Annotated in this window: 28 protein-coding genes and 1 riboswitch; of the genes, 12 read left to right on the top strand and 16 right to left on the bottom strand. The window is 70.2% G+C overall.

Translation table 11 applies throughout. The features are described from left to right. The first annotated feature begins 11 nt into the window (after positions 1-11). Positions 12-1,046: a S66 family peptidase gene (locus tag AERO9AM_RS13530; RefSeq protein WP_159576611.1), complete on the top strand. Its 1,035-nt coding sequence runs from the start codon at positions 12-14 to the stop codon at positions 1,044-1,046. Between the two features lie 23 nt (positions 1,047-1,069). On the opposite strand, the gene AERO9AM_RS13525 is transcribed toward AERO9AM_RS13530, so the two are convergent. The 16 genes from AERO9AM_RS13525 to sdhC all read right to left on the bottom strand — a co-directional run bounded on the left by AERO9AM_RS13525 (position 1,070) and on the right by sdhC (position 15,389). Then, positions 1,070-1,273 carry an AsnC family protein gene (locus AERO9AM_RS13525; RefSeq protein ID WP_159576610.1) on the bottom strand — a complete coding sequence of 68 codons (204 nt, stop codon included), beginning with the start codon at positions 1,271-1,273 and terminating at the stop codon, positions 1,070-1,072. Positions 1,274-1,367: 94 nt separating this feature from the next. Further along, positions 1,368-2,825: an MFS transporter gene (locus AERO9AM_RS13520; protein ID WP_159576609.1), complete on the bottom strand. Its 1,458-nt coding sequence runs from the start codon at positions 2,823-2,825 to the stop codon at positions 1,368-1,370. A gap of 196 nt (positions 2,826-3,021) precedes the next feature. Beyond that, positions 3,022-3,384, bottom strand: a complete 363-nt coding sequence (locus tag AERO9AM_RS13515; protein WP_159576608.1) for a Fe-S protein — start codon at positions 3,382-3,384, stop codon at positions 3,022-3,024. Between the two features lie 59 nt (positions 3,385-3,443). After that, the gene (ribH, locus tag AERO9AM_RS13510) at positions 3,444-3,917 is read right to left on the bottom strand and encodes a 6,7-dimethyl-8-ribityllumazine synthase (RefSeq protein ID WP_159576607.1); all 474 of its coding nucleotides are present in this window, start codon (positions 3,915-3,917) and stop codon (positions 3,444-3,446) included. Then, positions 3,914-5,203 (bottom strand): GTP cyclohydrolase II, encoded by a 1,290-nt coding sequence (gene ribA, locus AERO9AM_RS13505; protein ID WP_159576606.1) that lies wholly within the window; start codon positions 5,201-5,203, stop codon positions 3,914-3,916. Before ribA ends, ribH begins: the two co-directional genes overlap by 4 nt. Then, entirely contained in the window at positions 5,200-5,874 is a 675-nt protein-coding gene (locus AERO9AM_RS13500) for a riboflavin synthase (protein WP_159576605.1), read from the bottom strand. The genes ribA and AERO9AM_RS13500 overlap by 4 nt, the downstream gene beginning before the upstream one ends. Further along, positions 5,874-6,992 (bottom strand): bifunctional diaminohydroxyphosphoribosylaminopyrimidine deaminase/5-amino-6-(5-phosphoribosylamino)uracil reductase RibD, encoded by a 1,119-nt coding sequence (gene ribD / locus AERO9AM_RS13495; RefSeq protein WP_159576604.1) that lies wholly within the window; start codon positions 6,990-6,992, stop codon positions 5,874-5,876. The genes AERO9AM_RS13500 and ribD overlap by 1 nt, the downstream gene beginning before the upstream one ends. Before the next feature lie 51 nt (positions 6,993-7,043). Next, positions 7,044-7,193: riboswitch (FMN riboswitch) on the bottom strand. 81 nt (positions 7,194-7,274) lie between these two features. Continuing rightward, entirely contained in the window at positions 7,275-8,150 is an 876-nt protein-coding gene (locus AERO9AM_RS13490; protein ID WP_159576603.1) for an Fpg/Nei family DNA glycosylase, read from the bottom strand. 44 nt (positions 8,151-8,194) lie between these two features. Next, positions 8,195-8,764: a GNAT family N-acetyltransferase gene (locus AERO9AM_RS13485; protein WP_159576602.1), complete on the bottom strand. Its 570-nt coding sequence runs from the start codon at positions 8,762-8,764 to the stop codon at positions 8,195-8,197. A 26-nt stretch (positions 8,765-8,790) separates the two neighbouring features. Beyond that, entirely contained in the window at positions 8,791-9,795 is a 1,005-nt protein-coding gene (trpS, locus tag AERO9AM_RS13480; RefSeq protein WP_159576601.1) for a tryptophan--tRNA ligase, read from the bottom strand. Positions 9,796-9,841: 46 nt separating this feature from the next. Beyond that, positions 9,842-10,735: an exodeoxyribonuclease III gene (locus AERO9AM_RS13475; RefSeq protein ID WP_159576600.1), complete on the bottom strand. Its 894-nt coding sequence runs from the start codon at positions 10,733-10,735 to the stop codon at positions 9,842-9,844. Positions 10,736-10,744: 9 nt separating this feature from the next. Further along, positions 10,745-11,734, bottom strand: a complete 990-nt coding sequence (locus AERO9AM_RS13470; RefSeq protein WP_236602621.1) for a YihY/virulence factor BrkB family protein — start codon at positions 11,732-11,734, stop codon at positions 10,745-10,747. Between the two features lie 111 nt (positions 11,735-11,845). Next, on the bottom strand, positions 11,846-12,616 hold the full coding sequence (locus AERO9AM_RS13465; protein ID WP_159576599.1) for a succinate dehydrogenase iron-sulfur subunit: 771 nt from the start codon (positions 12,614-12,616) through the stop codon (positions 11,846-11,848). Further along, positions 12,616-14,442, bottom strand: coding sequence for a succinate dehydrogenase flavoprotein subunit (gene sdhA / locus AERO9AM_RS13460; RefSeq protein WP_159576598.1), 1,827 nt, complete (start codon positions 14,440-14,442; stop codon positions 12,616-12,618). Before sdhA ends, AERO9AM_RS13465 begins: the two co-directional genes overlap by 1 nt. Before the next feature lie 57 nt (positions 14,443-14,499). Then, positions 14,500-14,955, bottom strand: coding sequence for a succinate dehydrogenase hydrophobic membrane anchor subunit (locus AERO9AM_RS13455; RefSeq protein ID WP_159576597.1), 456 nt, complete (start codon positions 14,953-14,955; stop codon positions 14,500-14,502). After that, on the bottom strand, positions 14,955-15,389 hold the full coding sequence (gene sdhC, locus AERO9AM_RS13450; protein WP_159576596.1) for a succinate dehydrogenase, cytochrome b556 subunit: 435 nt from the start codon (positions 15,387-15,389) through the stop codon (positions 14,955-14,957). The genes AERO9AM_RS13455 and sdhC overlap by 1 nt, the downstream gene beginning before the upstream one ends. 224 nt (positions 15,390-15,613) lie before the next feature. Between sdhC and AERO9AM_RS13445 the strand changes: the two genes are divergently transcribed. The 11 genes from AERO9AM_RS13445 (at position 15,614) to AERO9AM_RS13395 (ending at position 26,855) form a co-directional block, all read left to right on the top strand. Further along, positions 15,614-16,729: a mannose-1-phosphate guanylyltransferase gene (locus AERO9AM_RS13445; protein ID WP_159576595.1), complete on the top strand. Its 1,116-nt coding sequence runs from the start codon at positions 15,614-15,616 to the stop codon at positions 16,727-16,729. 233 nt (positions 16,730-16,962) lie between these two features. Then, the gene (locus AERO9AM_RS13440) at positions 16,963-18,081 is read left to right on the top strand and encodes a BMP family lipoprotein (RefSeq protein ID WP_159576594.1); all 1,119 of its coding nucleotides are present in this window, start codon (positions 16,963-16,965) and stop codon (positions 18,079-18,081) included. A 117-nt stretch (positions 18,082-18,198) separates the two neighbouring features. Then, the gene (locus AERO9AM_RS13435) at positions 18,199-19,716 is read left to right on the top strand and encodes an ABC transporter ATP-binding protein (protein WP_159576593.1); all 1,518 of its coding nucleotides are present in this window, start codon (positions 18,199-18,201) and stop codon (positions 19,714-19,716) included. Beyond that, positions 19,713-21,092, top strand: coding sequence for an ABC transporter permease (locus AERO9AM_RS13430; RefSeq protein ID WP_159576592.1), 1,380 nt, complete (start codon positions 19,713-19,715; stop codon positions 21,090-21,092). Before AERO9AM_RS13435 ends, AERO9AM_RS13430 begins: the two co-directional genes overlap by 4 nt. After that, positions 21,089-22,375, top strand: a complete 1,287-nt coding sequence (locus AERO9AM_RS13425) for an ABC transporter permease (RefSeq protein ID WP_201298641.1) — start codon at positions 21,089-21,091, stop codon at positions 22,373-22,375. The genes AERO9AM_RS13430 and AERO9AM_RS13425 overlap by 4 nt, the downstream gene beginning before the upstream one ends. Before the next feature lie 9 nt (positions 22,376-22,384). Beyond that, entirely contained in the window at positions 22,385-22,780 is a 396-nt protein-coding gene (locus tag AERO9AM_RS13420) for a cytidine deaminase (RefSeq protein WP_159576591.1), read from the top strand. After that, positions 22,777-24,072 (top strand): thymidine phosphorylase, encoded by a 1,296-nt coding sequence (locus AERO9AM_RS13415; RefSeq protein WP_159576590.1) that lies wholly within the window; start codon positions 22,777-22,779, stop codon positions 24,070-24,072. Before AERO9AM_RS13420 ends, AERO9AM_RS13415 begins: the two co-directional genes overlap by 4 nt. Before the next feature lie 82 nt (positions 24,073-24,154). After that, entirely contained in the window at positions 24,155-25,270 is a 1,116-nt protein-coding gene (locus tag AERO9AM_RS13410; RefSeq protein WP_159576589.1) for an adenosine deaminase, read from the top strand. Next, positions 25,263-26,141, top strand: a complete 879-nt coding sequence (locus AERO9AM_RS13405; RefSeq protein ID WP_159576588.1) for a carbohydrate kinase family protein — start codon at positions 25,263-25,265, stop codon at positions 26,139-26,141. The genes AERO9AM_RS13410 and AERO9AM_RS13405 overlap by 8 nt, the downstream gene beginning before the upstream one ends. Next, on the top strand, positions 26,128-26,538 hold the full coding sequence (locus tag AERO9AM_RS13400; RefSeq protein ID WP_159576587.1) for a DMT family transporter: 411 nt from the start codon (positions 26,128-26,130) through the stop codon (positions 26,536-26,538). The genes AERO9AM_RS13405 and AERO9AM_RS13400 overlap by 14 nt, the downstream gene beginning before the upstream one ends. Continuing rightward, positions 26,535-26,855, top strand: a complete 321-nt coding sequence (locus AERO9AM_RS13395) for a DMT family transporter (protein ID WP_159576586.1) — start codon at positions 26,535-26,537, stop codon at positions 26,853-26,855. The genes AERO9AM_RS13400 and AERO9AM_RS13395 overlap by 4 nt, the downstream gene beginning before the upstream one ends. Positions 26,856-26,857: the final 2 nt, after the last annotated feature.

The following is a 26,857-nucleotide window of genomic DNA, read 5'->3' as shown; positions in this document are numbered from 1 at the left end:
AGGCTGGGTCGATGCTCCTCCCGCCCCAGGCCCGCCCCGGCGACCGCGTCGCAGTGCTGTCCCCGGCCTTCGCCGCACCGGCGGTGTCCCCAGCGATCCACGAGCAGGCGATGCGCCGGCTTGCCGAACTCACCGGGCTCATCCCCGTGGAGTACCCGACCACGAGACTCCTCGACGCGAGTCCCGAGCAGCGGGCAGCGGATGTGAACGCCGCGTTCGCGGATCCGTCCATCCGGGCGATCCTGGCGACCATCGGCGGCAGCGATCAGATCCTCGTCACCCGCCACCTGGATCCGGATCTGGCGCACGCCGATCCGAAGCCGTTCCTCGGCTACAGCGACAACACGAACATCCTGAACTGGCTGTGGCGGCACGGCGTGGCGGGCTTCTACGGCGGGTCGACGCAGGTGCATCTGGGCGCGGGGCCGGGCGTGGATGAGATCCACGCCCGCTCGCTGCGCGCCGCACTGCTCGACGGCGGTGCGCTCGAGCTCACCGAGCCGGGGGAGTCGGAGGACTTCGGGCCGCGCTGGGAGTCGCGGGCGGCGCTCGAGGCATATGGGGAGCGCGAAGCCACGGAGGACTGGGTGTGGGCCGGGCCTGCCGAGCGCATCTCGGCGACCACGTGGGGCGGCTGCGTCGAGGTTCTCGCGCAGCTCGCACTCGCCGACCGATTCCCGCCGCCTGAGCAGCTCGACGGCGTGATCCTGCTGCTGGAGACGAGCGAGCGGCTCACCCCGGCCGCGGCCGTCGCCGAGCAGCTGCGCGCGTACGGGGAGAGGGGGCTGCTCGGCCGCGTCTCTGGAGCGGTCGTCGCCCGGCCGCCGGTGAGCACTCACGACGTCCGCCCTCCTGCCGCGGACCGTGCAGCACTGCGGGAGGCGCAACGGGACGCGGTGCTCACCGCGTTCGCGCGCTACAACCCCGGCGCGGTCGTGTGCGTCGGCGTGCCGTTCGGGCACACCAGGCCTCAGTGGATCCTGCCGTACGGCGGCCGCATGACTCTGGACGGCACTGCCCGGCGGATCGTCGCCGAGTACGCGTAGCGCCCCAGGGCGCAGCGGACGTGTCAGCGGCGGCCGAACCGGCGGTGCGCCGCTTGGCGGGTGGTGCCCAGCGCACTCGCGATCGCCTGCCACGAATAGCCGCTGGCGCGGGCGCGGCGTACCTGCACCTCCTCGGCGCGCGCGATGTCGCGCCGAGCTGCTACCAGCCGATGCAACTCGGCGAGGGGCTCGCCCTGGGGATCCAGATCGTTCGCCGTCTTCATCATGAAGGCCTCCTCGCGTCAATGCTGGTTGACGCGAGGAGGCCTTGTCAATGAATGTTGACGGATTCGGTTCCGCCGTCGGCGGACGGCCGCCGGCTCAGGGCAGCGTCGGCACGCCGAGGTCGTCCTCGTACGCGTGATCCTTGGTCTCCGGGATCAGGATCAGCGCGATCAGGGTCAGCACGGCCATGGCCGAGAGGTAGATGCCGACGAGCACGGGGGAGCCGTGGGCCACCTGCCACAGCCACACGGCGATGAGCGGGGCGACGGCCGCACCGAGGATCGAGGAGACGTTGTACGCGACGGCGGAGCCCGTGTAGCGGACGTTCGTCGGGAACAGCTCGGGCAGGAGGGCTCCCATCGGGCCGAACGTGATGCCCATCAGCAGGAAGCCGAGGATCAGGAACGACTGCGTCAGGACGACGGCGAACGGCTCACCGGCGTGCTGGCCCAGGAAGAGCGGGAACGTGAAGCCGAACAGGATGATCGCGACCGTGGTCCAGATCAGCAGCTTGCGGCGACCGACGCGGTCGGCCCAGGGGCCGGATACGAGCGTGAAGATGCCGAAGAACACGACGCCGACGATCTGCATCACCACGAAGTCGGTGTAGCCGAAGCCCTGGCCCGGGTAGAACTGCGCGGCGAACGCGGCCGGATCGAACGGCGCGCCCTTGGCCTCTGCCGCCTTCTGCGCGGCGGCCGAGGCGACCTCGACCGAGAACGGCTTGGTGCCGAAGGAGAGCGTGAAGTTCGTCATCAAGTAGAACAGCACGTAGGTGGCGAGCATCACGAACGTGCCCAGGATCAGGTGCTTCCAGTGATGCCGGAACACGGTCGCGAGGGGCAGCTTGCGGATCACCCCGGAGTCCTCGGCGCGCTTGAACGTGTCGGACTCGACGAGCTTCAGCCGCACCCACAGACCGATGACGACCATGACCGCCGAGAACAGGAACGGCACGCGCCAGCCCCAGCTCAGGAACGCCTCGGACTTCTGCGTCGGATCCGAGGCGTGCGGCAGCAGGGCGTTGATGATGAGGAACAGGCCGTTCGCGATGATGAAGCCGAGCGGGGCGCCGAGCTGCGGGAAGGATCCGTACCAGGCGCGCTTGCCTTCCGGCGCGTTCTCGGTGGCCACGAGAGCCGCGCCCGACCACTCCCCGCCGAGCGCGAAGCCCTGGGCCAGCCGCAGGATGAGCAGGAGCAGCGCTGCCCACCAGTTGATCTGCTGGAAGGTCGGCAGCACGCCGATCAGGAAGGTCGCGATGCCCATGGTGAGCAGCGAGGCGACCAGGGTCGCCTTGCGTCCGTAACGGTCGCCGAAGTGGCCGAAGACCATGGCGCCGATCGGCCGGGCGACCATTGCCGCGCCGAACACGGCGAAGGAGGCGAGGAGGGCCGTGGTGTCGTTGCCCGTCGGGAAGAACAGGATCGGGAAGACGAGCACCGCGGCGGTGGCGTAGACGTAGAAGTCGTAGAACTCGATCGTCGTGCCGATGAGGCTGGCGAGGATCACCCGCGATCTGGGATTGGCGGGTGCGGTCGTGGCGGTGCTCATGCGGTCCTCCGGTCGGTGCGTCGAATGCGTTCGCCGTGTCCCCAGGCTCGGCGAGCAGAGGGAGTCTACGCCCGGCGTTCAGCGCACACACAGGTGGACACGCGTGCGCGGCGGAGTGTGACGACGGGAGGCGCAAATGCGAAGGAGGGATCCGCGCGACCGGATCCCTCCTTCGCGAGGATCTATGCAGGACGGCTCAGTGCCAGAAGAACCCGAGCCCGGCGTTCAGCAGTGCGAGGATTCCCACCGCCCAGAACATGCCGGCCGGCACCGCCTCGCCGCGCTTCTGGCGGCCCATGCCCATGCCGAGCAGGGCGCCGATGACGATCAGGACCACGAGCTTCACCGTGATCTTGATGTAGAAGCTCATCCCGGGCGTCCAGTCGATGCCCCAGGGGGCCGCGAGCGCGAGACCCGCGACACCGGCGATCGCGAGGCCGACGTTCATGAGCTGCGTGAACTGGCGCTTGCCCCCGAACGCCTGGGCCAGCCAGGCTCCGAACAGCGTGGCGAAGCCGATCAGGTGGATGAAGACGACGATCTCGCGAAGGGTCTGCATGACCCCAGGCTAGGCCCGAGGGCGCAGTCGCGCCAGGCAGGCGCGCCTGAGGCCCAGGGTCAGCCGCGCAGCGACCGGATGACCTGAGCCGTGCGCAGGGCTGCGTCGGCCGCCTCGGCGCCCTTGTCCTCCTTGGAGCCCTCAAGACCGGCGCGGTCCAGCCCCTGCTGCTCGTCGTCCAGCGTGAGCACGCCGAAGCCGACGGGCTTGCCGGCGTCCAGTGAGACCCGGGTGAGGCCGTCGGTGGTCGCCGCTGAGACGTACTCAAAGTGGGGCGTGCCGCCGCGGATGATCACGCCCAGCGCGACGACGGCGTCCGCTCCGCCCGCGAACGCCGCCTGGGCGGCCACGGCGAGCTCGAACGAGCCGGGTACCCGCACCAGCCGGTGGTTCGCGCCGGTCTCCTCGAGCACGCTCTGCGCGCCGGCGATGAGGCCGTTGGTGATCGTTTCGTGCCAGGTGCCGGCGACGATCACGACGTTCAGGCCGCTCGCGTCGAATCCTCCGGTGCTGGGTGCTCCTGCGCCGCTCATGCGTCGTCCTTTCCTGCGCCCGCGCCGTTCGCCGCCAGGGCGGCGGCGAGGTCGGACGCGCCGATGATGTGACCCATGCGGTCGCGCTTGGTCTCGAGGTACTGGTGGTTGTTTGGCCCGACGCCGACGATGAGCGGCACCTGCTCGACCACGTCCAGGCCGAGCCCGCGCAGCTGCGCGACCTTGTCCGTGTTGTTCGTGAGCAGACGCACCTTCTTGACTCCCAGGTCCGTCAGGATCCCGGCCGCGGCCGCATAGTCGCGGGCGTCGGCCGGCAGGCCCAGGGCGAGGTTCGCATCGACGGTGTCGAGGCCCTCCTCCTGCAGCGCGTAGGCGCGCAGCTTGTTGATCAAGCCGATGCCGCGTCCCTCGTGCCCGCGCATGTAGATGACGATGCCGCCCTCCTGCTCGATGGCGTCGAGCGCCGCCTCGAGCTGCGGACCGCACTCGCACTTCAGGGATCCGAACGCCTCGCCGGTCAGGCACTCGGAGTGCACGCGCACGAGCGCGGTCTCGGAGGGCTCGCCGGAGACGACGGCGATGTGGTCGGTGCCGGTGATCCGGTCCTTGTAGGCGAGGAACCGGAACACGCCGTGCGTGGTGGGGACGGTGGCGTCCGCGCGCAGGCTCACCCGGCGACGCGTGTTGTTCGCCACGCAATCGGCCTCGTCCCGCGGGTCGACCTCGTTGAGGTGGGTGATCAGCTGCTCGATCGTGATCACGGGGATCCTGTCGCGCTCGCCGAGCTCCAGGAGGCCGGGCAGACGCATCATGCTGCCGTCCTCCGCCACGACCTCGGCGATCGCGCCGATCGGGCGCAGCCCTGCGAGGCGCATCAGTTCCACGGCGGCCTCGGTGTGACCGCCGCGCTCACGAACGCCGCCGTCGACGGCGCGCAGCGGCAGCACGTGGCCGGGGCGGATGAGATCGGCCGGCGTCGATGACGCGTCCGCGAGCACGTTCAGCGTGCGGGCGCGGTCGGCGGCGCTGATACCGGTGGTGACCCCGGACGCCGCGTCGACGCTGATGGTGTACGCCGTGCTGCGTGCGTCCTCGTTGGCTTCGACCATCGGCGGGAGGTTCAGCCCGTCGGCGATGTCCGCCGGCATGGGCGCGCACAGGTAGCCGGAGGTCCAGCGCACCGTCCACGCGATCCACTCGGGGGTGGCGAGCTCGGCCGACAGGATGACGTCGCCCTCGTTCTCGCGGTTCTCGTCGTCCGCGACCAGCACGGGGCGACCGGCGCGGAGCGACTCCAGCGCCTCTTCGATGGTGGAAAGGCTCATCGCGAGCCTCCTTCCGGTGTGGCGGCGCGGTCGGCGCCGGAGCCTGTGGCACGGAACGCGAGCAGCCGCTCGACGTGCCGGGCGAGGATATCGGTCTCGAGGTTCACGCGGTCGCCGACGGCACGGGATCCGAGGGTGGTCGCGGCGAGGGTCTCCGGGATGAGCGACACCTCGAACCAGTGCCCGGTCCCTGCGCCTGTCGAAGGGGCGGAGGGCTCGCTCACCGCGCTGACCGTCAGCGACGTGCCGTCGACCGAGATGGATCCCTTGTCGACGACGAGGGGGGCGAGGTCGGCCGGCAGGGAGATCCGCAGCACGCTCCACTGCTCGCCGGGTCGCACCTCGAGCACCTCGCCGACTCCGTCGACGTGGCCCTGCACGATGTGGCCGCCCAGGCGCGCGCCGACCGTCATCGCCTTCTCGATGTTGACGCGGGTTCCCACGGTCGCGGTGCCGATGGCGGCGACGTCGAGAGTCTGCTTCATGACGTCGGCGTCGAAGGTGTCGGCGGTCGATCCCACCACGGTCAGGCACACGCCGCTCACGGCGATCGACTCGCCGTGCACCGCATCGGCCGCGGCCTTCGGGGCGCGCACGGTCAGCCGCCAGCCGTCGCCCGCGGGCGCGATCGCGGTGATCTCGCCGATCTCCTCGATGATTCCGGTGAACATCAGGCGTCTCCTTCGTTCCTGGAGGTGTTCTCGGCCGCCGGCGCGGTGGCTGCGTGCGCGATGCGCTCGACGGCGGGCCCGGTGGCGGCGTCCGGCGCGCTGTCCGGAGCCGCCGGGCGCGCGATCGCCAGCAGGTCTTCTCCGAGCGGCAGCCACTCGGTCACCGTCAGGCGCCGGGCCTCGCCGATCGAGGCCACCCCGATGTCGGTGAGCGCGAGCCGGGGGCCGCCGAGCAGGACGGGCGCCAGGTAGGCGAGCACGTCGTCTACGAGACCCGCGGCGAGGAACGCGCTGGCCAGCGTCGGCCCGCCCTCGACGAACACGCGCTGCACGCCGCGCTCGCGCAGCTCGGCGAGCACTGCGCCCAGGTCGTGGCCGGCGTAGAACAGGGGCTCGTGCGGGTGCCGGCGCACGGCGGCGTCGGCCGGGGTCTCCCGGGTGCCGATCACGACGGGGATCGGCTGATGCGGCATCAGCGCGTCACCGTCGCGCGCCGTCAGCGCCGGGTCGTCGGCGAGCACGGTGCCCGTGCCGACCACGATCGCGTCGGCGGCCGCACGGCGGCGGTGCACGTCGGCGCGCGCATCGGGACCGGTGATCCACTGGCTGGATCCGTCCGCAGCGGCGGCGCGGCCGTCGAGGCTCTGCGCCCACTTCACCGTCACGTGCGGGCGGCCGAGGCGCTGCACGGTCAGCCAGTCGTCGATGAGCGCGTGCGCGGCGTCGGCCTGCTCTCCGGCTTCGACGTCGATGCCGGCCGCGCGCATCCGCTCGGCGCCCCCGCCGGAGACGAGACCGGGGTCGTCCAGCGCGTAGACGACGCGGGCCACTCCGGCATCGATGAGCGCCTGAGCGCAGGGCCCGGTGCGGCCGGCGTGGTTGCACGGCTCGAGGGTGACGACCGCCGTCGCGCCGCGCAGCTCGGCGGGCGTGAGCTTCGAGAGCGCGTCGACCTCGGCGTGCGGGGTGCCCGCGCCTCGGTGCCACCCCTCGGCGAGGACGTCGCCGGCGGGGGAGAGGATCACGGCGCCGACCTGCGGGTTCAGGCCCCGGGGGCCGCGGCGCGCGATCTCGAGGGCGTGCGTCATCGCCGCGCGCTCCGCCGCTGTCGCCGTCATGTCGTTTCCTCGTCCAGATCCAGGTCACCGGGGTCGGGCGCACGACGATCGTGCGTGCTGCCTCTCATCCGGACTCGCGAGCGCTGGCTCGCATCACCGTCGGTTCCGGAATTCCACCGGATCGGCCTCGGATCCCTGTCGGATCCTCGGTTCGCGGACTGTCACCGCCGGTTCGGATTCTCACCGACCCCGGAGCACGTTGTGTTGCTCTCAGCTTAGTCAACGCGCGGATGCCGGTTTCATTCCGGCGGATGCATCTGTGACGGCTCATGTCGTTCCCGGCTACTTCAGCAGCCGCGACAGCCGGCGGTCCGCGAGCACCTTGCCGCCCGTCTGGCAGGTGGGGCAGTACTCCAGCGAGCGGTCGGCGAAGAACACGCTGCGCACGGTGTCGCCGCAGACGGGGCACTTCTCCCCGCGCCGGGCGTGCACCTGCATGCGGCGGCGCTTCGAGTCTTTGAGGTCGGCCGGCGGCTTGCCGCTCGCCGCGGTCACCGCCTCGCGCAGTGTCGTCTGCATCGCGTCGTACAGCCGCGTCACGTCGTCCTCGCCGAGACCGCCGGCCGGCGCGTAGGGCGACATCTTCGCCGCGTGCAGGATCTCGTCCGAGTAGGCGTTGCCGATCCCGCCGATCACGCCCTGGTCGCGCAGCAGGCCCTTGATCTGCGTGCGGCGCCCCGCGAGCAGGGCGGCGAAGGCGTCGCGGGTGAAGGCGGGGTCGAGCGGATCCGGACCGAGCCGGGCGATTCCGGGGACATCCGCCGGATCCCGCACGACGTACACGGCGAGCGACTTCTTGGTGCCGGCCTCGGTGAGGTCGAACCCGCTGCCGTCGTCGAACGCGACCCGCAGCGCGATCGGGGACTTCCCCGGCCGGATCAGCGTCGTCGGCAGCTCGTCGTACCAGCGCAGCCAGCCCGCCTTGGCCAGGTGGAAGACGAGGTGCAGCTGCGGCTCGGCGGTGCTCTCGAGCGTCAGGTCAAGGAACTTGCCGCGCCGCGCGGCGGCGCGCACGGTGGATCCGGGAAGGGCCGTGATCGGCGGGTCGTACGTCTTGAGGGCCGAGATCGCCGACACCGAGGCGCGAGTGATCGTCAGGCCGACCGCGCGCTGCGCGAGGAAGTCGACCAGCCCCTGCACCTCTGGCATCTCCGGCATGGGTTCATCCTGCCACCGGTCGACGACATCGGGGCTGCTGCGGATCAGCCGAGATCGATCGGCCAGTCCACGGGGCCTCGGTCGTCGGTGCGCAGGAGCGCTGCGCTCCAGCCGTCGTCACGACCGCGCGGACCGGCCAACCCCTGCCGCAGCAGCCCCTCGTAGCGGAACCCGAGCGCCCGAGCGCTGCGCGCCGAGGGGACGTTGCCGACGACCGCTCGCCAGCGGATGCGGGCGAGGCCGAGGTCGGCGAAGCCCCAGTCGATCACCGCGCGCGCGGCCTCCGTGAGGTACCCGCGGCCGCGCGCGGATGCGGCGACCCAGTAGCCGAGCTCTGCGTCGCCGCCGGTCGGATGCGCGACGATGTGGTGCAGCCCGATCGAGGCGACGAGTTCCGCGCCGGCGTGCGCGATCCAGACCGTCTGAGAACCGTCGTCCCACCATTCGGCGGCGTTGCGGACGTAGTCCTCGGCGTCCGCGCGGGAATACGGGCTCGGCACCGTCGTCCAGCGAGCGATGTCCGGATCCTGGCATGCCGCCGTGATCGCGTCGACATCCGCGGATGCGGGCGCTCGCAGGGTGAGACGCGATGTGCGCAGTTCGACCGGTTCCATCGGTTCAGCCTAGGGCCGCCCCGGGCTCAGACCCGGCGGAGCAGCCCGACCCGGTCGTACACGTCCGCCAGGGTCTTGTCGGCGACCTCGTCCGCGCGGGCGGCGTTGGCGGCGAGGATCCGGTCCAGCTCGGCAGGGTCGGCCAGCAGCTCGTTCGCCCGCTCGCGGACCGGGCCGAACTCGTCCACGACGACCTCGGCCAGGCCCTTCTTGAAGTCGCCGTAGCCGCGGCCTGCGTACTCGTCCTCGATCGCGGCGATCTGGCGCCCGGTGAGCGCCGCGTAGATGGTCAGCAGGTTGGAGACGCCGGGCTTGTTCTCGCGGTCGTAGCGGACCGAGCCCTCGTTGTCGGTCACCGCGCGCATGATCTTCTTCGCGGACTTCGCCGGGTCGTCCAGGAGCCACAGCACGCCGGCGTCCGACTCGGCCGACTTCGACATCTTCGACGTCGGGTTCTGCAGATCGTAGATGCGTGCGGTGTCCTTCTGGATCACCGGGATCGGCACCACGAACGCCTCGCCGTAGCGCGAGTTGAAGCGCTCCGCGAGGTCGCGGGTCAGCTCGACGTGCTGCTTCTGATCGTCGCCGACGGGCACGACGTCGGTCTGGTAGAGCAGGATGTCCGCGGCCATGAGCACCGGGTACGTGAACAGTCCGACCGAGGTCGCGTCCGTGCCGTACCGCGCCGACTTGTCCTTGAACTGGGTCATCCGGCCGGCCTCGCCGAAGCCGGTGATGGTGGACAGGATCCAGGCGAGCTCGGCGTGCGCGCGCACGTGCGACTGCACGTACAGCGTCGACTTCGAAGGCTCGATGCCCGCGGCGATGTACTGCGCGGCCGTGCGCCGGGTCTTCTCGCGGAGCTCGGCGGGGTCGTTCGGCTGGGTCAGCGCGTGCAGATCGACGACGGAGAAGAAGGCGTCGTAGGAACTCTGCAGGTCCCGCCACTGCAGCAGCGCCCCGATGTAGTTGCCGGCCTGGAGGGAGTCGGCGGAGGGCTGCATTCCGGAGTAGAGGCGGGGTTTCGTCACCGTTCAATCCTATGCGGGCTCGCCGGGGCGCCCGACCGCCTCGGCGTCAGTACGTGTAGTCGGCGATGACGGGGGTGTGGTCGCTCCAGCGCTCCGCGTAGCTCGCGGCGCGGGCGACCCGGTAGTTGGTGGCGCGCTCCGCCAGGGGAGCGGTGGCGAGGTGGTAGTCGATCCGCCAGCCGGAGTCGTTGTCGAACGCCTGCCCGCGCATCGTCCACCAGGTGTACGGGCCGGGGACCTCGCCGGCTGCGGCGCGTCCGACGTCGACCCAGCCGAGGCCCTTGCCGCCGCCCTCCGTCACGTAGGGCCGCGTGTCGCTGAGCTGGCCCACCATTCCCCGCCCGATGCCCTCCTGGCCGACGACGGGCTCGCCCGCGGCGCCCAGGAACCGGTCGAAGTAGGCCCGTTCCCGCGCGAGGAAGCCGGCCTTCTTGACGTTCCCCTTCCAGTTCAGGATGTCGAGAGGCCGGTGCCCGACGTTCAGGTCGCCCGTCACCAGCGCCAGCGCGCCGTCGGCGCCGAGCTCGCCCATGCGGACGGTCATCGCGTCGAGGAACTTCCACTTCTCGTCCTGCTTCGGGGTGTCCGCCTCGCCGCTGTGCACATAGGCGCTGACGACGGTGAGCGGGACGCCGCCGAGCACGAAGTCGGCTTCCAGCCAGCGGCCCTTCGAATCGAAGTCGTCGGGCCCGAGCGCCGTGCGCGAGGCGAGCGCGGGCTCGCGGCTCAGCACCGCCACACCGGCGCGTCCCTTCGCGGAGGCCTCGTCGTGCAGGATCGACCACCCGGGGAAGGCCGCCTCGAGGTGCTCGTCCTGCGCGCGCACCTCCTGGAGGGTCAGCACGTCGATGTCTGCGGTGTCGAGCCAGGTGTGCATTCCGTTGCGGACCGCGGCGCGGATCCCGTTGACGTTGACCGTGGCGATACGCAGATGGGGCATGGATCCAGCCTAACGAGCACCTCGGACACGGCGGCCCGGGGGAGCGGGCGCTCTCTCTGCGGCGTCCTGCAGGGGCTCGCCGCGATCCTCGGCGGTGAGGGCGATCCACGCGGCCGCCACGAGGACGACGATCGACACCCAGCGGCACCACAGCAGCATCGCCACGACCACCGCGAACGTCGCCAGCAGCGGGTTACCCGGGGTGTGCGTGAGCAGAAGGCCGGCGCCGAGCTGCAGCACCGTGACCGCCGCGCCGCCGAGCATCGCCCCAGGCAGGATCGTGCGCCACGCGAGCGCGGTCCCGGTGAGGAAGCGCACCAGCAGCGCGATCGCCGCGGAGCCGATCACGAACATCACCACCACTGACGCGGCGCGGGTGAGCAGATCCCACGCGAGAGCGCCGAGATGCCACCCGAACAGATCCAGCACCTGACGCAGAGCCCAGACCCCGGCGAAGCCCAGGACGGATCCGACCAGCAGCGCGAGCCCGAACAGCCCTCCGGCCAGGCCGTCGCGGAGCTTCAGCAGCACGATGCTGCGGTCGTCGTACGGCAGTCGGAACATGCCGCGCACCGCCCGGCGGGTGAAGGTGATCGCGGTGACGGCGGTCCATGCGACGACGGCCGCGGCGACGACGCCGGTGATGCTCAGCACCCCGCCGGCGTCGGCGGCGAGCGACTGCACGTCTTCGGGGTGGACGAGACCGTGATCGCTGATGATGCCCGGGATGTAGCTGTTCGCGACCGCCGTGAGCAGGGCGATCGCCCTCTCGCTGCCGCCGAGCCAGAGCCCGGCCGAGGCGAATGCGATGTAGAGCAGCCCGAACACCGCGAACAGGCCCTGATAGCTCATGCCGGCGGACAGCAGGAAGCCGCCCTGCTGCAGGAACCGACGCCACACCCTGATCGGGAACGCGCGCATCGTGCGCCGGGTGAGTGCCGCGGCGCGCTCGATCGGCGCCTCGAGCCGCGCCCTCAGCTCCGCATCGGTATCCGCCACGCACTCACCCTAGCGATGCCGTCCCGTCGTCTCGCTGCGCTCGCTCAGGGACCGGAAGAGGCGCCGCCCCAGGGGGACGGCGCCTCTTCGACGGGCTCGGGGACCGCGGGTTCAGGGGCGGCCCCGCAGGATCGCCTGCTTGACCTCCGCGATGGCCTTGGTGACCTCGATGCCGCGCGGGCACGCCTCGGTGCAGTTGAAGGTCGTGCGGCAGCGCCACACGCCCTCCTTGTCGTTGAGGATGTCCAGGCGCACATCGGCCGCGTCGTCGCGCGAGTCGAAGATGAAGCGGTGCGCGTTCACGATCGCCGCGGGGCCGAAGTACTGGCCGTCGGTCCAGAACACCGGGCACGACGAGGTGCACGCGGCGCACAGGATGCACTTGGTGGTGTCGTCGAAGCGCTCGCGCTCCACGATCGACTGGACGCGCTCCTTGCCCTTCTCCGGCTCGCTCTTGGCGAGCAGGAAGGGCTTGACCTCGCGGTACGCCTCGAAGAACGGATCCATGTCGACGACGAGATCCTTCTCCAGGGGGAGACCCTTGATGGCCTCGACGTAGATCGGCTTGGAGATGTCCAGGTCCTTGATCAGCGTCTTGCAGGCGAGGCGGTTGCGGCCGTTGATGCGCATGGCGTCGGATCCGCAGATGCCGTGCGCGCAGGAGCGGCGGAAGGTGAGGGATCCGTCCACCTCCCACTTGATCTTGTGCAACGCGTCGAGTACGCGGTCGGTCGAGTACAGCTCCACGTCGTAGTCGACCCAGTGCGGCTCGCTGTCGACCTCGGGGTCGAAGCGACGGATGTTGAACGTGACGAGGAACGACTGCACGCCGGTGTCCTCGACGACGGCCTCTGCGGCGGTTTCCGTGGCGACGGCGGACATCAGTACTTCCTCTCCATCGGCGGGTAGTTCAACTCGCCCTGCTCGTTCTTCGTGAAGACGACCGGCTTCCAGTCGAGCTTGATGTGGTCGCTCGGCGTCGACGAGTGCGGGTCGCCGGTCAGATACGCCATCGTGTGCTTCATGTAGTTCTCGTCGTCGCGCTTCGGGAAGTCGTCGCGCATGTGGCCGCCACGGCTCTCCTCGCGATTCTGCGCGGCGTAGACGACGACCTCGGCGATGTCGAGCAGGAAGCCCAGCTCGACGGCCTCGAGGAGGTCGGTGTTGAACCGGTGGCCCTTGTCGTCGACGTGCACGTTCTTGTAGCGCTCGCGCAGCTCCGCGATCACGCCGAGCACGTGCTGGAGGGAGTCGTGGGTGCGGAACACCTGGGCGCCCCGGTCCATCTCCTCCTGCAGCTTCTTGCGCAGCACGGCGATGCGCTCGGTGCCGGCGTTGTTGCGCAGGCCCTCGAGCATGTCCTGCACGTCCTTCTCCGGGTGCTCCGGGAGGGGCAGGAAGTCAGCGGTCTTGACGTACTCGACCGCGTTGCGGCCCGAGCGCTTGCCGAACACGTTGATGTCCAGCAGCGAGTTCGTGCCCAGGCGGTTCGCGCCGTGCACGGAGACGCAGGCGCACTCTCCCGCGGCGTACAGGCCGGGGACGATGGTGTCGTTGTCGGCGAGCACCTCGCCGTTGTTGTTCGTCGGGATCCCGCCCATCGCGTAGTGCGCGGTCGGCATCACCGGAACGGGCTCGACGACCGGGTCCACGCCGAGGTAGGTGCGGGCGAACTCGGTGATGTCGGGGAGCTTGGTCTCCAGCACCTCGGCGCCCAGGTGCGTGCAGTCCAGCAGCACGTAGTCCTTGTGCGGGCCGGCGCCGCGGCCCTCCGCGACCTCCTGCACCATGCAGCGGGCGACGATGTCGCGCGGGGCGAGGTCCTTGATCGTGGGGGCGTACCGCTCCATGAAGCGCTCGCCCGAGGCGTTGCGCAGGATCGCGCCCTCACCGCGGGCGCCCTCGGTGAGCAGGATGCCGAGGCCGGCGAGTCCGGTGGGGTGGAACTGGAAGAACTCGAGGTCCTCCAGGGGCAGGCCCTTGCGCCACACGATCCCGACGCCGTCACCGGTGAGGGTGTGCGCGTTGGAGGTGGTCTTGAAGATCTTGCCGAAGCCGCCGGTCGCGAAGATCACGGCCTTGGCGTGGAAGACGTGCAGCTCGCCGGTGGCGAGCTCGTAGGCGACGACGCCGGCGATCCCGGTCTTGCCGGCCTCGTCCTTCACCGTGATGAGGTCGAGCACGTAGAACTCGTTGAAGAAGTTGATGCCGAGCTTGACGCAGTTCTGGAACAGCGTCTGCAGGATCATGTGCCCGGTGCGGTCGGCCGCGTAGCAGGCCCGGCGCACAGGAGTCTTGCCGTGCTCGGCCGTGTGCCCGCCGAAACGGCGCTGGTCGATCTTGCCCTCAGGGGTGCGGTTGAAGGGCAGGCCCATGTTCTCGAGGTCGATGACCGCGTCGATGGCCTCCTTCGCGAGGATCTCCGCCGCGTCCTGGTCGACGAGGTAGTCGCCGCCCTTGACGGTGTCGAACGTGTGCCACTCCCAGCTGTCCTCCTCGACGTTCGCGAGCGCCGCGGCCATGCCGCCCTGCGCCGCGCCCGTGTGGGAGCGCGTGGGGTACAGCTTCGAGATCACCGCGGTCTTCGCGCCGGGGCCGGCCTCGATCGCCGCGCGCATGCCGGCGCCGCCGGCGCCGACGATCACGATGTCGAACTGATGGTGGTGCACGCCGTTCTTGACGACGGAATCCTGGGTCTCAGTGGTCACTGGTTCCTGCCCTGTTCTCTGTCTGGATCTCTCGCGCTGATCGCTCGGGACGGCCGGCTACTTGCCCAGCGCCTTGCAGGTGTCCCACATGGCGCCGCTCTCGAACACGCCGTTGCACGGGTCGAAGGTGAACACGACCAGGGTGCCGAGGAGGATGAGCAGCGCGGCGGCCAGACCCAGCACGACGAGCAGCGTCTTGCGGACGCCGGCGTGGCCCACGTAGTCGTTGACGACCGTGCGCATGCCGTTCGCGCCGTGGATGAGGGCCAGCCACAGCATCAGCACGTCCCACCACTGCCAGAAGGGAGTGGCGTACTTGCCGGCGACGAAGGCGAAGTCCAGTGCGTGGATTCCCTCGCCGAGCATCAGGTTGACGAACAGGTGGCCGAAGATCAGCACGACGAGCACGACGCCCGATACGCGCATGTAGATCCAGCCCCACTTCTCCCAGTTCACGCCCTTGTTGCGGCGCGCAGCGGCGAGGTGCTGAGTGGTGAAGACGTCGGCGGCCATCAGCTCGCACCTCCCACGTGAGAGAACACGTTGATCAGGTGGCGCGGCACGAAGCCGGCCAGCAGCACCAGCCACAGGCCGATCACGATCCAGAACATCTGCTTCTGGTACTGCGCGCCCTTCGACCAGACGTCGACGAGGATGATCCGCAGCCCGTTCAGCGCGTGGAACACGATGGCCGCCACGAGCACCGTCTCGCCGAGACCCATGATCGGGTTCTTGTACGTGCCGAGGACCGCGTTGTACGCCTCCGGCGACACCCGGATGAGCGACGTGTCCAGCACGTGCACCAGGAGGAAGAAGAAGATGGCGATTCCGGTGATGCGATGCAGAACCCACGACCACATGCCTTCGCGACCCCGGTAGAGGGTGCCGCGCGGCGTCTTGGACGTGGTTTCCGCAATCGAAGGTGTCAAGCGCGTGCTTGCGGACACAGTCGTCCTCCCTGATCTAAGCGGCGGATCGCGGCGCGCTGGCGTCCGATCCCCCTCATCCTATTCCTGTCATCTCGCTGAGAGCGACGAAGGGGAGCCTTAGCAGGTATGCGCATCTGCGATCGTTTCCATGCACGGATGCGATCGAGTCGGCGGGCGGACCCGCGCCCGGGGGACGTCACGGAAAACGCATGGGTGAGGACCCGCCCCGATAGCCTGGGCTCATGCGCGAGCCCATCCCCGACTTCTACGCCGTCATCCCCGCCGGAGGCATCGGGAGCAGGCTGTGGCCGCTGTCGCGCGCCGATGCGCCGAAGTTCCTGCATGACCTGACCGGGTCAGGACAGTCGCTGCTGCGCGACACCTGGGACCGCCTGGTGCCGCTCGCCGGTCCCGACCGGATCGCCGTCGTCACGGGGCGCGCCCATCGCGCCGCGGTCGAGGCCCAGCTCCCGGGCATCCCGGACCGGAACGTGTTCCTGGAGTCGGAACCGCGCGAGTCGGCTGCGGCGATCGGCCTTGCGGCGGCGATTCTGCACCGGCGCGATCCCGATGTGATCATCGGATCCTTCAGCGCCGACCACGTCATCCGCGGCACCCGGGTCTTCGAGTTCGCCGTGCGCGACGCCGTCGAGGTGGCGCGACGGGGTTACATCGTCACGATCGGCATCACTCCGACCGAGCCCGCCGTCGGATTCGGATACATCAAGCAGGGCGCGGAGATCGTCGTCGACGGGGCCAGAGAGGCGTCGCTGGTGGAGCGCTTCGTCGAGAAGCCCGATCTGGCCACCGCGCGGACGTACGTCGCGGATCGCAGCTATCTCTGGAACGCCGGCATGTTCATCAGCCGTGCCGACGTGCTCCTGGCCGAGCTCGAACGGCACCAGCCCGCGCTGCACGCCGGGCTCATCGAGCTGGCCGAGGCGTGGGACGACCGCGAACGCCGCGGTCCCGTGGTCGACAGGGTGTGGCCCGCCCTGCCGAAGATCGCCATCGACTACGCGGTCGCCGAGCCGGCGGCCGAGAGCGGCCGGCTGGCCGTGGTGCCCGGTCACTTCGACTGGGACGACGTCGGGGACTTCGCCTCGCTCACCAAGCTCATCCTGAACGGGCGCAAGAACGACCTCGCCGTCCTGGGGCCCTCCGCCCGGGTGCTCTCCGACGCGGCCAGCGGGATCCTGGTCAGCCAGACCTCCCGGGTGATCAGCCTCGTCGGAGTCCAGGACATCGTCGTCGTGGACACCCCCGATGCGCTTCTCGTCACCACGACGGAGCACGCGCAGCGCGTGAAGGGCGTGGTCGAGTCGCTCAAGCTCAACGGGCGCGGCGACGTGCTCTGAGGCGTCCGGCCGGGCGCGCCACCGAGTGCCGCTTCACCCGCAGATGCGCACGAGTCTGCACAAAAGCAGGGCACGTGGTGTGGGCGCGCTCATCTGAGCAGCGACAAGCGCATGTGATCTCATGTTTGTAACCATTGAGTCCAGCGACGCGGACGAGGATGCCCGATCTTCGTCACAGTCGGTAACTTTCAAGTGTCCCGCGATGGCCGCGGGCTCGTTTTCTGGAGGCCCGAGTGACCATCTCCCTCACAAAGAAGCTGATCGGCGCGACCGTCGCGGCCGGTGTCATCGTCGCCCTGGCAGGATGCGGATCCGCTCCTGCTCCGGCCGGCTCGAGCGGCGGCGCGAAGCCCGCTGACGCGAACTTCAAGCCCTGCCTCGTCTCCGACAGCGGCGGCTTCAACGACAAGTCCTTCAACGAGTCGGCCAAGAACGGCATCGAGAAGGCCGGCAAGGAGCTCGGCGTCAAGCCGATCACCACCGAGTCGAAGTCGGACAACGACTACAAGAGCAACATCGACTCGCTGATCGCCGGCAAGTGCACGCTGATCATCGGCGTGGGCTTCAAGCTCGACGCGGCCATCTCCACGGCCGCGCAGGCGAACCCGAAGATCGACTTCGGCATCATCGACTCCATCGCCGACACCAACAACGACGGCAAGCCGGACGCGCCGAACATCAAGCCGCTGCTGTTCGACACCGCTCAGGCGGCGTACCTCGGCGGCTACGCCGCTGCGGCGTGGTCGGCGCAGGCCGGTGCGAACAAGGTCGGCACCTTCGGCGGCATGCAGATCCCGCCGGTGACGATCTTCATGGACGGCTTCGTCGACGGCGTGAAGAAGTACGACGAGGACAAGGGCGTCAAGGTCGAGTCGTTCGGCTGGGACAAGGACGCGCAGAAGGGCTCCTTCACCGGTGAGTTCAAGGCGAACGACACCGCGAAGCAGACCGCGCAGGGCATCCTCGACCAGGGCGTCGACGTGATCCTGCCCGTCGGCGGCCCGATCTACCTGTCCGCCAGCGCCGCCATCAAGGACAGCGGCAAGAAGACCGTGATGCTCGGTGTCGACTCCGACCTCGCCGTCGCCGACCCGTCGGTCGCCGACCAGATCCTGGTGTCGATCATGAAGCGCATCGACGACGCCGTGTACACCACGGTGACCGAGACCGCCAAGGGCTCGTTCGACGCGACCCCGTACGTCGGCACGCTGGAGAACAACGGCGTCGGCCTGTCCTCCTTCCACGACTTCGAGAGCAAGCTCCCGAAGGGTCTCACCGATGAGCTGAAGGCCCTGCAGGAGAAGATCATCAAGGGCGAGATCAAGGTCTCCTCGCCCAGCTCGCCGAAGTAATCACCCTCACCTGGCGCGGGACGTCTCCGCTCCGCCGTCGTCGCTCCGGCGCGACGCGCGGAGCGGGGCGTCCCGCGCTCTTTCCCGCCTCCGAGGCCCCCGGATAAGGTCACTGATATGAAGCTTGAGCTGCGCGGCATCACGAAACGCTTCGGATCCCTCGTCGCCAACGACCACATCGACGTGGTCGTCGAGCCCGGCGAGATCCACGCCCTTCTGGGCGAGAACGGCGCCGGCAAATCCACCCTGATGAACGTGCTCTACGGCCTGTACCAGGCCGACGAGGGCGAGATCCTGCTCGACGACGTGCCCCAGCACTTCCGCGGTCCGGGCGACGCGATGGCCGCCGGCATCGGGATGGTGCATCAGCACTTCATGCTGATCCCCGTGTTCACCGTCGCCGAGAACGTGATGCTCGGCCACGAGCAGTCCAAGGGCCTCGGCGTGCTCGACATCGCCGCCGCGCGCGAGCACGTGCGCGCGGTGGCCGCGCGCTTCGGCTTCGAGGTCGACCCCGACGCGATCGTGGGCGATCTGCCGGTCGGCGTGCAGCAGCGCGTGGAGATCATCAAGGCGCTCAGCCGCGACGCGAAGGTGCTCGTGTTCGACGAGCCCACCGCCGTGCTCACCCCGCAGGAGACGGACGAGCTCATGGGGATCATGAAGCAGCTGCGCGACGAGGGCACGGCGATCGTCTTCATCACCCACAAGCTGCGCGAGGTCCGCGCGATCGCGGACCGGATCACGGTCATCCGGCTCGGCAAGGTCGTCGGCGAGGCCGACCCGCAGTCCTCCAACACCGAGCTCGCCTCCATGATGGTCGGCCGCGCGGTCGAGCTGACCGTGCACAAGGATCCCCCGCGGATCGGGGAGGGCGAAGGGCTGATCGTCAGCGATCTCCGCGTGATCGGCGCCGACGGCGTGGTGATCGTCGACGGTGTGAGCTTCCAGGTGCGTCCCGGCGAGGTGCTCGCCATCGCGGGCGTGCAGGGCAACGGCCAGACCGAGCTCGCCGAGGCGATCATGGGTCTCGACACCCGCACCAGCGGGTCGATCCGCCTGGATGGGGTCGAGCTCGTCGGGCGCACCGTGAATCAGGTGCTCGCCGCGGGTGTCGGCTTCGTCCCGGAGGACCGCAACGAGGACGGCCTGGTGGGCGCGTTCTCGGTGGCGGAGAACCTCATGCTGGACCGCTCGGACGATCCGTACTTCACCAGCGCCGGAACCATCCGGCGCGGCGTTCTCGACGAGTTCGCCCGGGAGCGCATCACCGAGTTCGACATCCGCACCCAGGGTCCGGGTCAGGCCGCAGGATCCCTGTCGGGCGGCAACCAGCAGAAGGTCGTCATCGCGCGCGAGCTGAACCGCGAGCTGAAGCTCCTGCTCGCCTCGCAGCCCACGCGCGGCGTCGATGTCGGATCCATCGAGTTCATCCACAAGCGCATCGTCGCCACCCGCGACTCGGGGATCCCGGTGATCGTGGTGTCCACGGAGCTGGACGAGGTGGTGGCGCTCGCCGACCGCATCGCGGTGATGTACCGCGGCCGCGTCGTCGGGATCGTCCCGGCGGACACCCCACGCGATGTGCTCGGCCTGATGATGGCCGGCGAGAACCCCACGGAGGAAGCCGCATGAGCACCGAACCCGAGCCCACCTCCGGGACCCCGGCGGCCGAGCCGGCGCCGAGCGCCGACGGCGGACCCGTTGCGCCCGCCCCCGCCGAGCCGCAGATCTCCGCGGCCCCGCCGACGCGCAACATCCAGGAGATCCCGGTGTCGAACCGGGTGCTCCGCGAGATCCTGCGGGGCAGCGCGGTCACCACCGTGCTCGCGATCCTGCTCGCGCTGATCGTCGGCGGCGTCCTCATCGCGGTCACCAACCCCGATGTGCAGACCGCATCCGGCTACTTCTTCGCTCGCCCGACGGACACCCTCGGCGCCGCGTGGACGGCGGTGTGGGGCGGCTACTCCGCACTGTTCACCGGATCCGTCATCGACTTCTCCGCGCCCGACTTCGCCTCGGCGGTCAAGCCGCTGGGCAACACCATCGGCTTCGCCGTGCCGCTGATCGCCGCGGGACTCGGCGTCGCGGTCGCGTTCCGGGTCGCCCTGTTCAACATCGGTGCACGCGGGCAGATGCTCATCGCCTGCGCGGCCGCCGCGCTGTTCACCTTCCAGCTCGACTTGCCCGCGATCATCCAGGTGCCGCTCACGCTCATCGTCGGCATCGTCGCGGGCGCGCTGTGGGGCGGCCTGGTGGGTCTGCTCAAGGCGCGCACGGGGGCGCACGAGGTGATCCTCACGATCATGCTCAACTACATCGCGTTCTACCTCGTCACCTGGATGGTGCGCGTCCCGGAGCTGCTGCAGAAGCCGAACCAGATCCAGCCGATCTCGCGGCCCACGCCGGCCAGCGGCCAGCTCCCGAAGCTGCCCGGCCTCGGCGACCTCGACCTGGGCATCGTGCTCGTCATCGTCGCCACGGTGTTCGTGTGGTGGCTGATCGAGCGCTCCAGCCTCGGCTTCCGGATGCGCGCAGTGGGGGAGAACCCGCACGCCGCGCGGGCGGCGGGCATCAGCGTGCCGCGCATCTACATCTACGCGATGCTGATCTCCGGCGGTCTGGCGGGCCTTGCGGGCATGATCCAGATCCAGAGCACGATCACGAGCGGGTTCGACGGCGGCATCGACGCCGGCATCGGCTTCACCGCGATCACGGTCGCCCTGCTGGGGCGCAGCCGCGCCTGGGGAACGTTCTGGGCCGGCCTGCTCTTCGGTGCGCTCAAGGCCGGATCCTTCCCGATGCAGGCGCTGCAGTCGATCCCGGTCGACATCGTGCTGGTCGTGCAGTCGCTGATCGTGCTGTTCATCGCCGCGCCGCCGCTGGTGCGCGCGATCTTCTTCCTGCCCAAGGACGACGCGGAGCTCTCGCCCCGTGCGCGCGCGCGTCGCGCGGCGCGGCGGGCCGCGCACCGTACCGATTCCTCCGACTCGAAGGCGGCGGCCGCATGAGCACCTCCCTGTCCTCGCCCGCGGCGATCGAAGAGCCGACCGTCGTCAAGGTGCGCTCCCTGAAGTCGCCGGTCACCCTGCTGATCATTGCGGCGCTGCTCGGGCTGCTGTTCCTCCTCGTGCCGCGCTACGGCACCACGACGTACCGGCTCGCCGACAAGGGCGCCGTGATCGCGCTCGGCGACGTGGCGGTGCCGGCCGGCCCGGTGGTCTGGGTCACCTGGGTGCTCGCCGTCGCCCTCGCCGTCGCCGCCCTGGTCGCCGCACTCGGCTACCGCCGGTTCGGACTGTGGCTGCCGATCGTGTACGCGGCGCTCGCCATGACCGCGTTCCTCACCTGGTCCGGAGCGGGCGCGTCGGGCGCGATCACGCTGGCGGGGCTCCTCGGCGGATCCGTGTCCCTCGCTGTGCCGCTCGTGTTCGGTGCGCTCGGCGGCGTGATCGGTGAGCGCGTGGGCGTGGTGAACGTCGCGATCGAGGGCCAGTTCCTGCTCGGCGCGTTCACCGCGACGATCCTGTCGTCGGTCACGCACAACGCCTTCGTGGGGCTCATCGGCGCGATGCTGGGCGGCGTGGTGGTCGCCTTCGTGCTCGCGGCTTTCGCGATCCGCTACGTCGTCGACCAGGTCATCGTCGGTGTCGTGCTGAACGTGTTCGTCTCCGGACTGACCGGCTTCCTCTACGGCGCCGTGCTCGCGCCCAACGGACAGACCTTGAACACGGCGACGCGCTTCTCCCTGGTGAAGATCCCGGTGCTCAGCGACATCCCGGTCATCGGGCCTGCGCTGTTCAACCAGACGTTCCTGGTGTACCTGATGTACGCCACGGTCGCCCTGGTCGCCTGGGGAATGTACCGCACCCGGTGGGGCCTGCGCCTGCGCGCCGTGGGCGAGCACCCCCAGGCGGCGGACACCGTGGGCATCAAGGTCAATCCGACCCGGTTCTGGAACGTGCTGCTGGCAGGCGCGATCGCCGGCGTCGGCGGTGCGTACTTCACGCTCGTCTCCGTCCCTCAGTTCACGAAGGACATGACGGCGGGCCTCGGCTTCATCGCCCTCGCCGCCGTGATCTTCGGGCGCTGGGATCCGGTGCGCGCCACTCTGGCGGCCCTGCTGTTCGGCTTCGCGACTAACCTGCAGAACCTGCTGTCGGTGCTGAAGACGCCCATCCCCAGCGAGTTCATGCTCATGCTGCCGTACCTGGTCACGGTGCTCGCCGTCGTCGGGTTCGTCGGGCAGATCCGCGGGCCGGCGGCCTCCGGCAAGCCGTACATCAAGGCCTAGGAGGATCCGGTGGACATCGACTGGGATGAGCTGCGTCGCGTCGCGGACGAGGCGCAGCAGAAGGCCTACGCGCCGTACTCGCACTACCGGGTGGGCGCCGCCGCGCTCGTCGACGACGGGCGGATCGTCTCCGGCTGCAACGTCGAGAACGCGTCCTACGGCGTCACGCTGTGCGCCGAGTGCGCGATGGTGGGCGACCTGTTCATGTCGGGCGGGGGACGGCTGATCGCGTTCCTCTGCGTGAACGGCGACGGCGAGACGATCATGCCGTGCGGCCGGTGCCGGCAGCTGCTGTATGAGCACTCCGCGCCCGGGATGCTGCTGGAGACGATCTCCGGCATCAGGACGATCGATGAAGTGCTGCCCGACGCGTTCGGGCCGAGAGATCTGGAGAACGCCCGATGAGCACGGTGGAGCCTTTCGACGCGGTGGACGTCATCCGCATCAAGCGCGATGGCGGAGCCGTTCCCGAGCCGGCCCTGCGATGGATGGTGGACGCGTACACCCGCGGCTACGTCACGGATCCGCAGATGGCGTCGTTCGCGATGGCCGTGTTCCAGCGCGGCATGGAGCGCGACGAGATCCGCGTGCTCACCGACGCGATGATCGCGTCGGGGGAGCGGATGAGCTTCGCCGCCCTAGGCAAGAAGACCGTCGACAAGCACTCCACCGGCGGTGTCGGCGACAAGATCACCCTGCCCCTGGCGCCGCTCGTGGCGAGCTTCGGGGTCGCGGTGCCCCAGCTCAGCGGTCGTGGCCTCGGTCACACCGGGGGCACGCTCGACAAGCTCGAGTCGATCCCCGGCTGGCGCGCGGCGCTGAGCAACGAGGAGATGTTCGCGCAGCTGCAGGGCGATGTCGGCGCGGTGATCTGCGCCGCCGGATCCGGCCTCGCCCCCGCCGACAAGAAGCTCTACGCCCTGCGCGACGTCACCGGCACGGTCGAGGCGATCCCGCTGATCGCGTCGAGCATCATGTCGAAGAAGATCGCCGAGGGCACCGACGCGCTCGTCCTGGACGTGAAGTTCGGGTCCGGCGCGTTCATGCAGGACATCGACCGGGCGCGCGAGCTGGCTCGCACCATGGTCGAGCTCGGCACCGACTCAGGCGTGTCCACGACCGCGCTGCTCACCGACATGAACGTGCCGCTGGGCCTCGCGATCGGCAATGCGAACGAGGTGCGCGAATCCATCGAGGTGCTCGCCGGCGGCGGTCCCGCCGATGTGCGCGAGCTCACCCTCGCGCTCGCCCGGGAGATGCTGGCGCTGAGCGGCCAGCCCGACGCGGATGTCGAGAAGGCGCTGGACGACGGTCGGGCCATGGATTCCTGGAAGGCCATGATCCGCGCCCAGGACGGCGACCCGGACGCGGCCCTGCCGCTGCCGCGCGAGACGCACACGGTCACCGCGGGCGCCGACGGGTTCATCACCCGCATGGACGCGCTGCCCTTCGGGATCGGCGCGTGGCGGCTCGGCGCCGGACGGGCGCGCGCGGAGGATGCCGTGGTGTTCGCCGCGGGCATCGACCTGCACGTCAAGCCGGGCGACGCGGTGCGCGCAGGGGATCCGGTGTTCACGCTCTCCGCCGACGACCCGGCGCGCTTCGAGCGCGCCCTCCAGGCCGTCGAGGGCGCCTGGGAGATCGGCGCCGCGCCGATCGAGCGCGGCCCCCTCGTGCGCGAGCGCATCACCGCCTAGGCTGATTCCGGGCGGTTCGCCGCCCTGTCCCTGAGCCTGTCGAAGGGCTCCTCCCCATCCGCCCGCCGAGGAAGGATCCGTCATGCCCATCGACGCGAACGGCGACCTGGACGTCGAGGGCCTGTCCCTCCGCGGACTGCCCAAGGTCTCGCTGCACGACCACCTCGACGGCGGGGTGCGCCCCGCCACGATCATCGAGCTCGCCGACGCGGCGGGGATCGAGCTGCCGCACACGGACGCCACGGCCCTAGGGATGTGGTTCCGCACCCAGGCGTCGGCCGGATCCCTGGTCGACTACCTGAAGACCTTCGACGTGTCGCTCTCGGTGATGCAGACCGCGGACAACCTGCGCCGGATCGCCCGCGAGTTCGTCGAGGACCTGGTGCGCGACGGGGTCGTGTACGGCGAGGTGCGCTGGGCACCCGAGCTGCACCTCTCCGCCGGGCTGACCCTGCAGCAGGCGGTCGACGCGGTGCAGGACGGCATCGACGAGGGCGAGGACGCCGCCGACCGCAGCGGCAGGAGCATCCGCGTGGGCCAGCTCCTGTCCGCCATGCGCCAGACCGACCGGGTGCGCGAGATCGCCGAGCTCGCCGTCGCGAACCGCGACCGCGGGGTGGTGGGCTTCGACACCGCCGGCCCCGAGGCGGGGTATCCGTCCTCGCGCTACCGGGACGCCTTCGAATACCTGGCGGGGCAGATGTTCCCCACGACCGTGCACGCCGGTGAGGCGGCGGGCCTGGACTCGATCCGCTCCGCCCTCATCGACGGCCGCGCCCTGCGGCTCGGGCACGGCGTGCGCATCGCCGAGGACCTGGAGATCGTGAACCGCGACGGCGAGGAGGTGCAGGTGCGCTTCGGCGACACCGCACGCTGGGTGCGGGACCGGGAGATCCCGCTCGAGCTGTCGCCGTCGTCCAACCTGCAGACCGGGGCGATCGCGGCGTGGGGCAGCGAGTTCGCCGATCACCCGTTCGACCTGCTGTACCAGCTCGGCTTCGCCGTCACCGTCAACGTCGACAACCGCACCATGAGCGCGACGTCGCTGACGCGGGAGATGGCGCTCCTCGTCGACGCCTTCGGCTACGACCTGGAGGACCTGGAGTCGCTGCAGTTCAACGCCGCGGCGGGGGCCTTCCTCCCCGTCGAGGAGCGTGAGGAGCTCGTCGAGATGATCGCCGAGGGCTTCGATGAGTGAGGCCCCGGGATCCGGGCGCGTCGCGATCGTCGGGGCGGTGTCGTGGAACACGATCGTGCTGCTGGACCGGCTCCCCGATCCCACACCGCACATGCAGTTCGCCGAGGCGGACTGGCAGACGGTCGGCGGCACGAGCGCCGGGAAGGCGCTGAGCCTCGCCGGGCTCGGACGTGCGGTGTCGCTGCGTGCCCGCGTCGGAGCGGATGATGCGGGGGACCGGATCCGGGAGGCGCTGGAGCGTGCCGGCGTTCCGCTGTCGGGGCTGCGTCCTGCGGACGCCTCAGAGCGGCATCTGAACCTGATGACCGGCGCCGGGGAGCGGGTGTCCCTCTACCTGTCGTCCCCTGAGCCGGCCACCGGCGACGACCAGGAAGCGGCCCCCGACGAGGCGCTCGCCGGGGCATCGGCGATCGTGCTCGATCTCTCCGCCGAAGGGCTCGACGCGATCGACGAGGCGCGCGCGACCGGTGCGCCGATCTGGGTCGACGCACACGACTACGACGGATCGGCCGCGTTCCACCAGCCGTTCCTCGACGCCGCGGACGTGGTGTTCTGCAGCGCGGACCGCCTCGACGATCCGGAGGGCTTCCTCCGCGACCGCATCGCCGCCGGCGCGGTGCTGGCCGTGTGCACGATGGGCGCCGACGGCGCGATCGCGGTCGACCGCGACGGGGCGCTGCACCGCGTGGCCGCAGAGCCGGTCGAGGTCGTGGACACCAACGGGGCAGGCGACGCCTTCTTCGCGGGCGTGCTGGACGCGACGCTGTCCGGCCTGGCGCTGGATGAGGCGCTGGCGGCGGGGGCGAGGACTGCCGCGGGCGTGCTGAGCACCCGGCACCTGCATCCGTTGCTCGACGATGTCCTCGCCTGAGCCGCCGGCTCCCGCGCCCCGTCCGGCGCCCGTCGCGGGCCCGCGGAGCGCGTGGCCGCCCCTGCTCCTCGCGATCGTGCTGGAGGTGAGCGCGACGCTCAGCCTCCGCGCGGTGTCGACGGGCGGATCCTGGTGGTGGCTCTGCGTGGTCGCGGTCGGGTACGGCGGCTCGTTCTGGCTCCTCGGGGTGGTGCTCACCCGCGGCATGCCCGTGGGTGTCGCGTACGGCATCTGGTCGGCGATCGGGGTGGCGCTCACCGCGCTCGCCGCGGCGGCGCTCTTCGCGGAGGCGCTCAGCCCGCTCTCCCTCGGGGGACTGGGCGTGATCATCGCCGGCGTCCTGCTCGCCGAACTCGGCACCCGGCACGCCCGGGGCGAGGACGGGGGCTCCGCGTGACCTGGCTGCTGCTGCTCGGCGCCATCGCGGCCGAGGTGACCGCCACGCTGAGCCTGCGCGCCTCCGAGGGGTTCCGGCGGCGCCGCCACATCCCGGCGATCGTCGTCGGCTATCTGGTCTCGTACGTGCTGCTGGGCGCGACGCTGGCGCTGGGCATGCCCGTGGGCATCGCGTACGCCGTCTGGGCGGCGCTGGGCGTCGCGGCGACCGCTGTGCTCGGGCGGGTGCTGTTCCACGACCGGATCTCCGTCATGACGGCGATCGGGCTCGCGATCATCGTGGGCGGCGTGATCCTGGTCGAAGCGGGTACGCACTGACG

The sequence above is a fragment of the Microbacterium sp. 8M genome, assembly GCF_902506375.1.
Classification (GTDB): domain Bacteria; phylum Actinomycetota; class Actinomycetes; order Actinomycetales; family Microbacteriaceae; genus Microbacterium.
The sequence above is the reverse complement of the archived record's forward strand: the minus strand, read 5'-3'. Positions and strand labels throughout refer to the sequence as shown.

Excerpts from the sequence above, each read along its gene's own strand:
- AERO9AM_RS13530 (WP_159576611.1), top strand. The coding sequence starts at position 12 with ATGCTCCTCCCGCCCCAGGCCCGCCCCGGCGACCGCGTCGCAGTGCTG.
- AERO9AM_RS13525 (WP_159576610.1), bottom strand. The coding sequence starts at position 1,273 with ATGATGAAGACGGCGAACGATCTGGATCCCCAGGGCGAGCCCCTCGCC.
- AERO9AM_RS13520 (WP_159576609.1), bottom strand. The coding sequence starts at position 2,825 with ATGAGCACCGCCACGACCGCACCCGCCAATCCCAGATCGCGGGTGATC.
- AERO9AM_RS13515 (WP_159576608.1), bottom strand. The coding sequence starts at position 3,384 with ATGCAGACCCTTCGCGAGATCGTCGTCTTCATCCACCTGATCGGCTTC.
- ribH (WP_159576607.1), bottom strand. The coding sequence starts at position 3,917 with ATGAGCGGCGCAGGAGCACCCAGCACCGGAGGATTCGACGCGAGCGGC.
- ribA (WP_159576606.1), bottom strand. The coding sequence starts at position 5,203 with ATGAGCCTTTCCACCATCGAAGAGGCGCTGGAGTCGCTCCGCGCCGGT.
- AERO9AM_RS13500 (WP_159576605.1), bottom strand. The coding sequence starts at position 5,874 with ATGTTCACCGGAATCATCGAGGAGATCGGCGAGATCACCGCGATCGCG.
- ribD (WP_159576604.1), bottom strand. The coding sequence starts at position 6,992 with ATGACGGCGACAGCGGCGGAGCGCGCGGCGATGACGCACGCCCTCGAG.
- AERO9AM_RS13490 (WP_159576603.1), bottom strand. The coding sequence starts at position 8,150 with ATGCCGGAGATGCCAGAGGTGCAGGGGCTGGTCGACTTCCTCGCGCAG.
- AERO9AM_RS13485 (WP_159576602.1), bottom strand. The coding sequence starts at position 8,764 with ATGGAACCGGTCGAACTGCGCACATCGCGTCTCACCCTGCGAGCGCCC.
- AERO9AM_RS13475 (WP_159576600.1), bottom strand. The coding sequence starts at position 10,735 with ATGCCCCATCTGCGTATCGCCACGGTCAACGTCAACGGGATCCGCGCC.
- AERO9AM_RS13465 (WP_159576599.1), bottom strand. The coding sequence starts at position 12,616 with ATGTCCGCCGTCGCCACGGAAACCGCCGCAGAGGCCGTCGTCGAGGAC.
- AERO9AM_RS13455 (WP_159576597.1), bottom strand. The coding sequence starts at position 14,955 with ATGGCCGCCGACGTCTTCACCACTCAGCACCTCGCCGCTGCGCGCCGC.
- AERO9AM_RS13445 (WP_159576595.1), top strand. The coding sequence starts at position 15,614 with ATGCGCGAGCCCATCCCCGACTTCTACGCCGTCATCCCCGCCGGAGGC.
- AERO9AM_RS13435 (WP_159576593.1), top strand. The coding sequence starts at position 18,199 with ATGAAGCTTGAGCTGCGCGGCATCACGAAACGCTTCGGATCCCTCGTC.
- AERO9AM_RS13430 (WP_159576592.1), top strand. The coding sequence starts at position 19,713 with ATGAGCACCGAACCCGAGCCCACCTCCGGGACCCCGGCGGCCGAGCCG.
- AERO9AM_RS13425 (WP_201298641.1), top strand. The coding sequence starts at position 21,089 with ATGAGCACCTCCCTGTCCTCGCCCGCGGCGATCGAAGAGCCGACCGTC.
- AERO9AM_RS13415 (WP_159576590.1), top strand. The coding sequence starts at position 22,777 with ATGAGCACGGTGGAGCCTTTCGACGCGGTGGACGTCATCCGCATCAAG.
- AERO9AM_RS13410 (WP_159576589.1), top strand. The coding sequence starts at position 24,155 with ATGCCCATCGACGCGAACGGCGACCTGGACGTCGAGGGCCTGTCCCTC.
- AERO9AM_RS13405 (WP_159576588.1), top strand. The coding sequence starts at position 25,263 with ATGAGTGAGGCCCCGGGATCCGGGCGCGTCGCGATCGTCGGGGCGGTG.
- AERO9AM_RS13400 (WP_159576587.1), top strand. The coding sequence starts at position 26,128 with ATGTCCTCGCCTGAGCCGCCGGCTCCCGCGCCCCGTCCGGCGCCCGTC.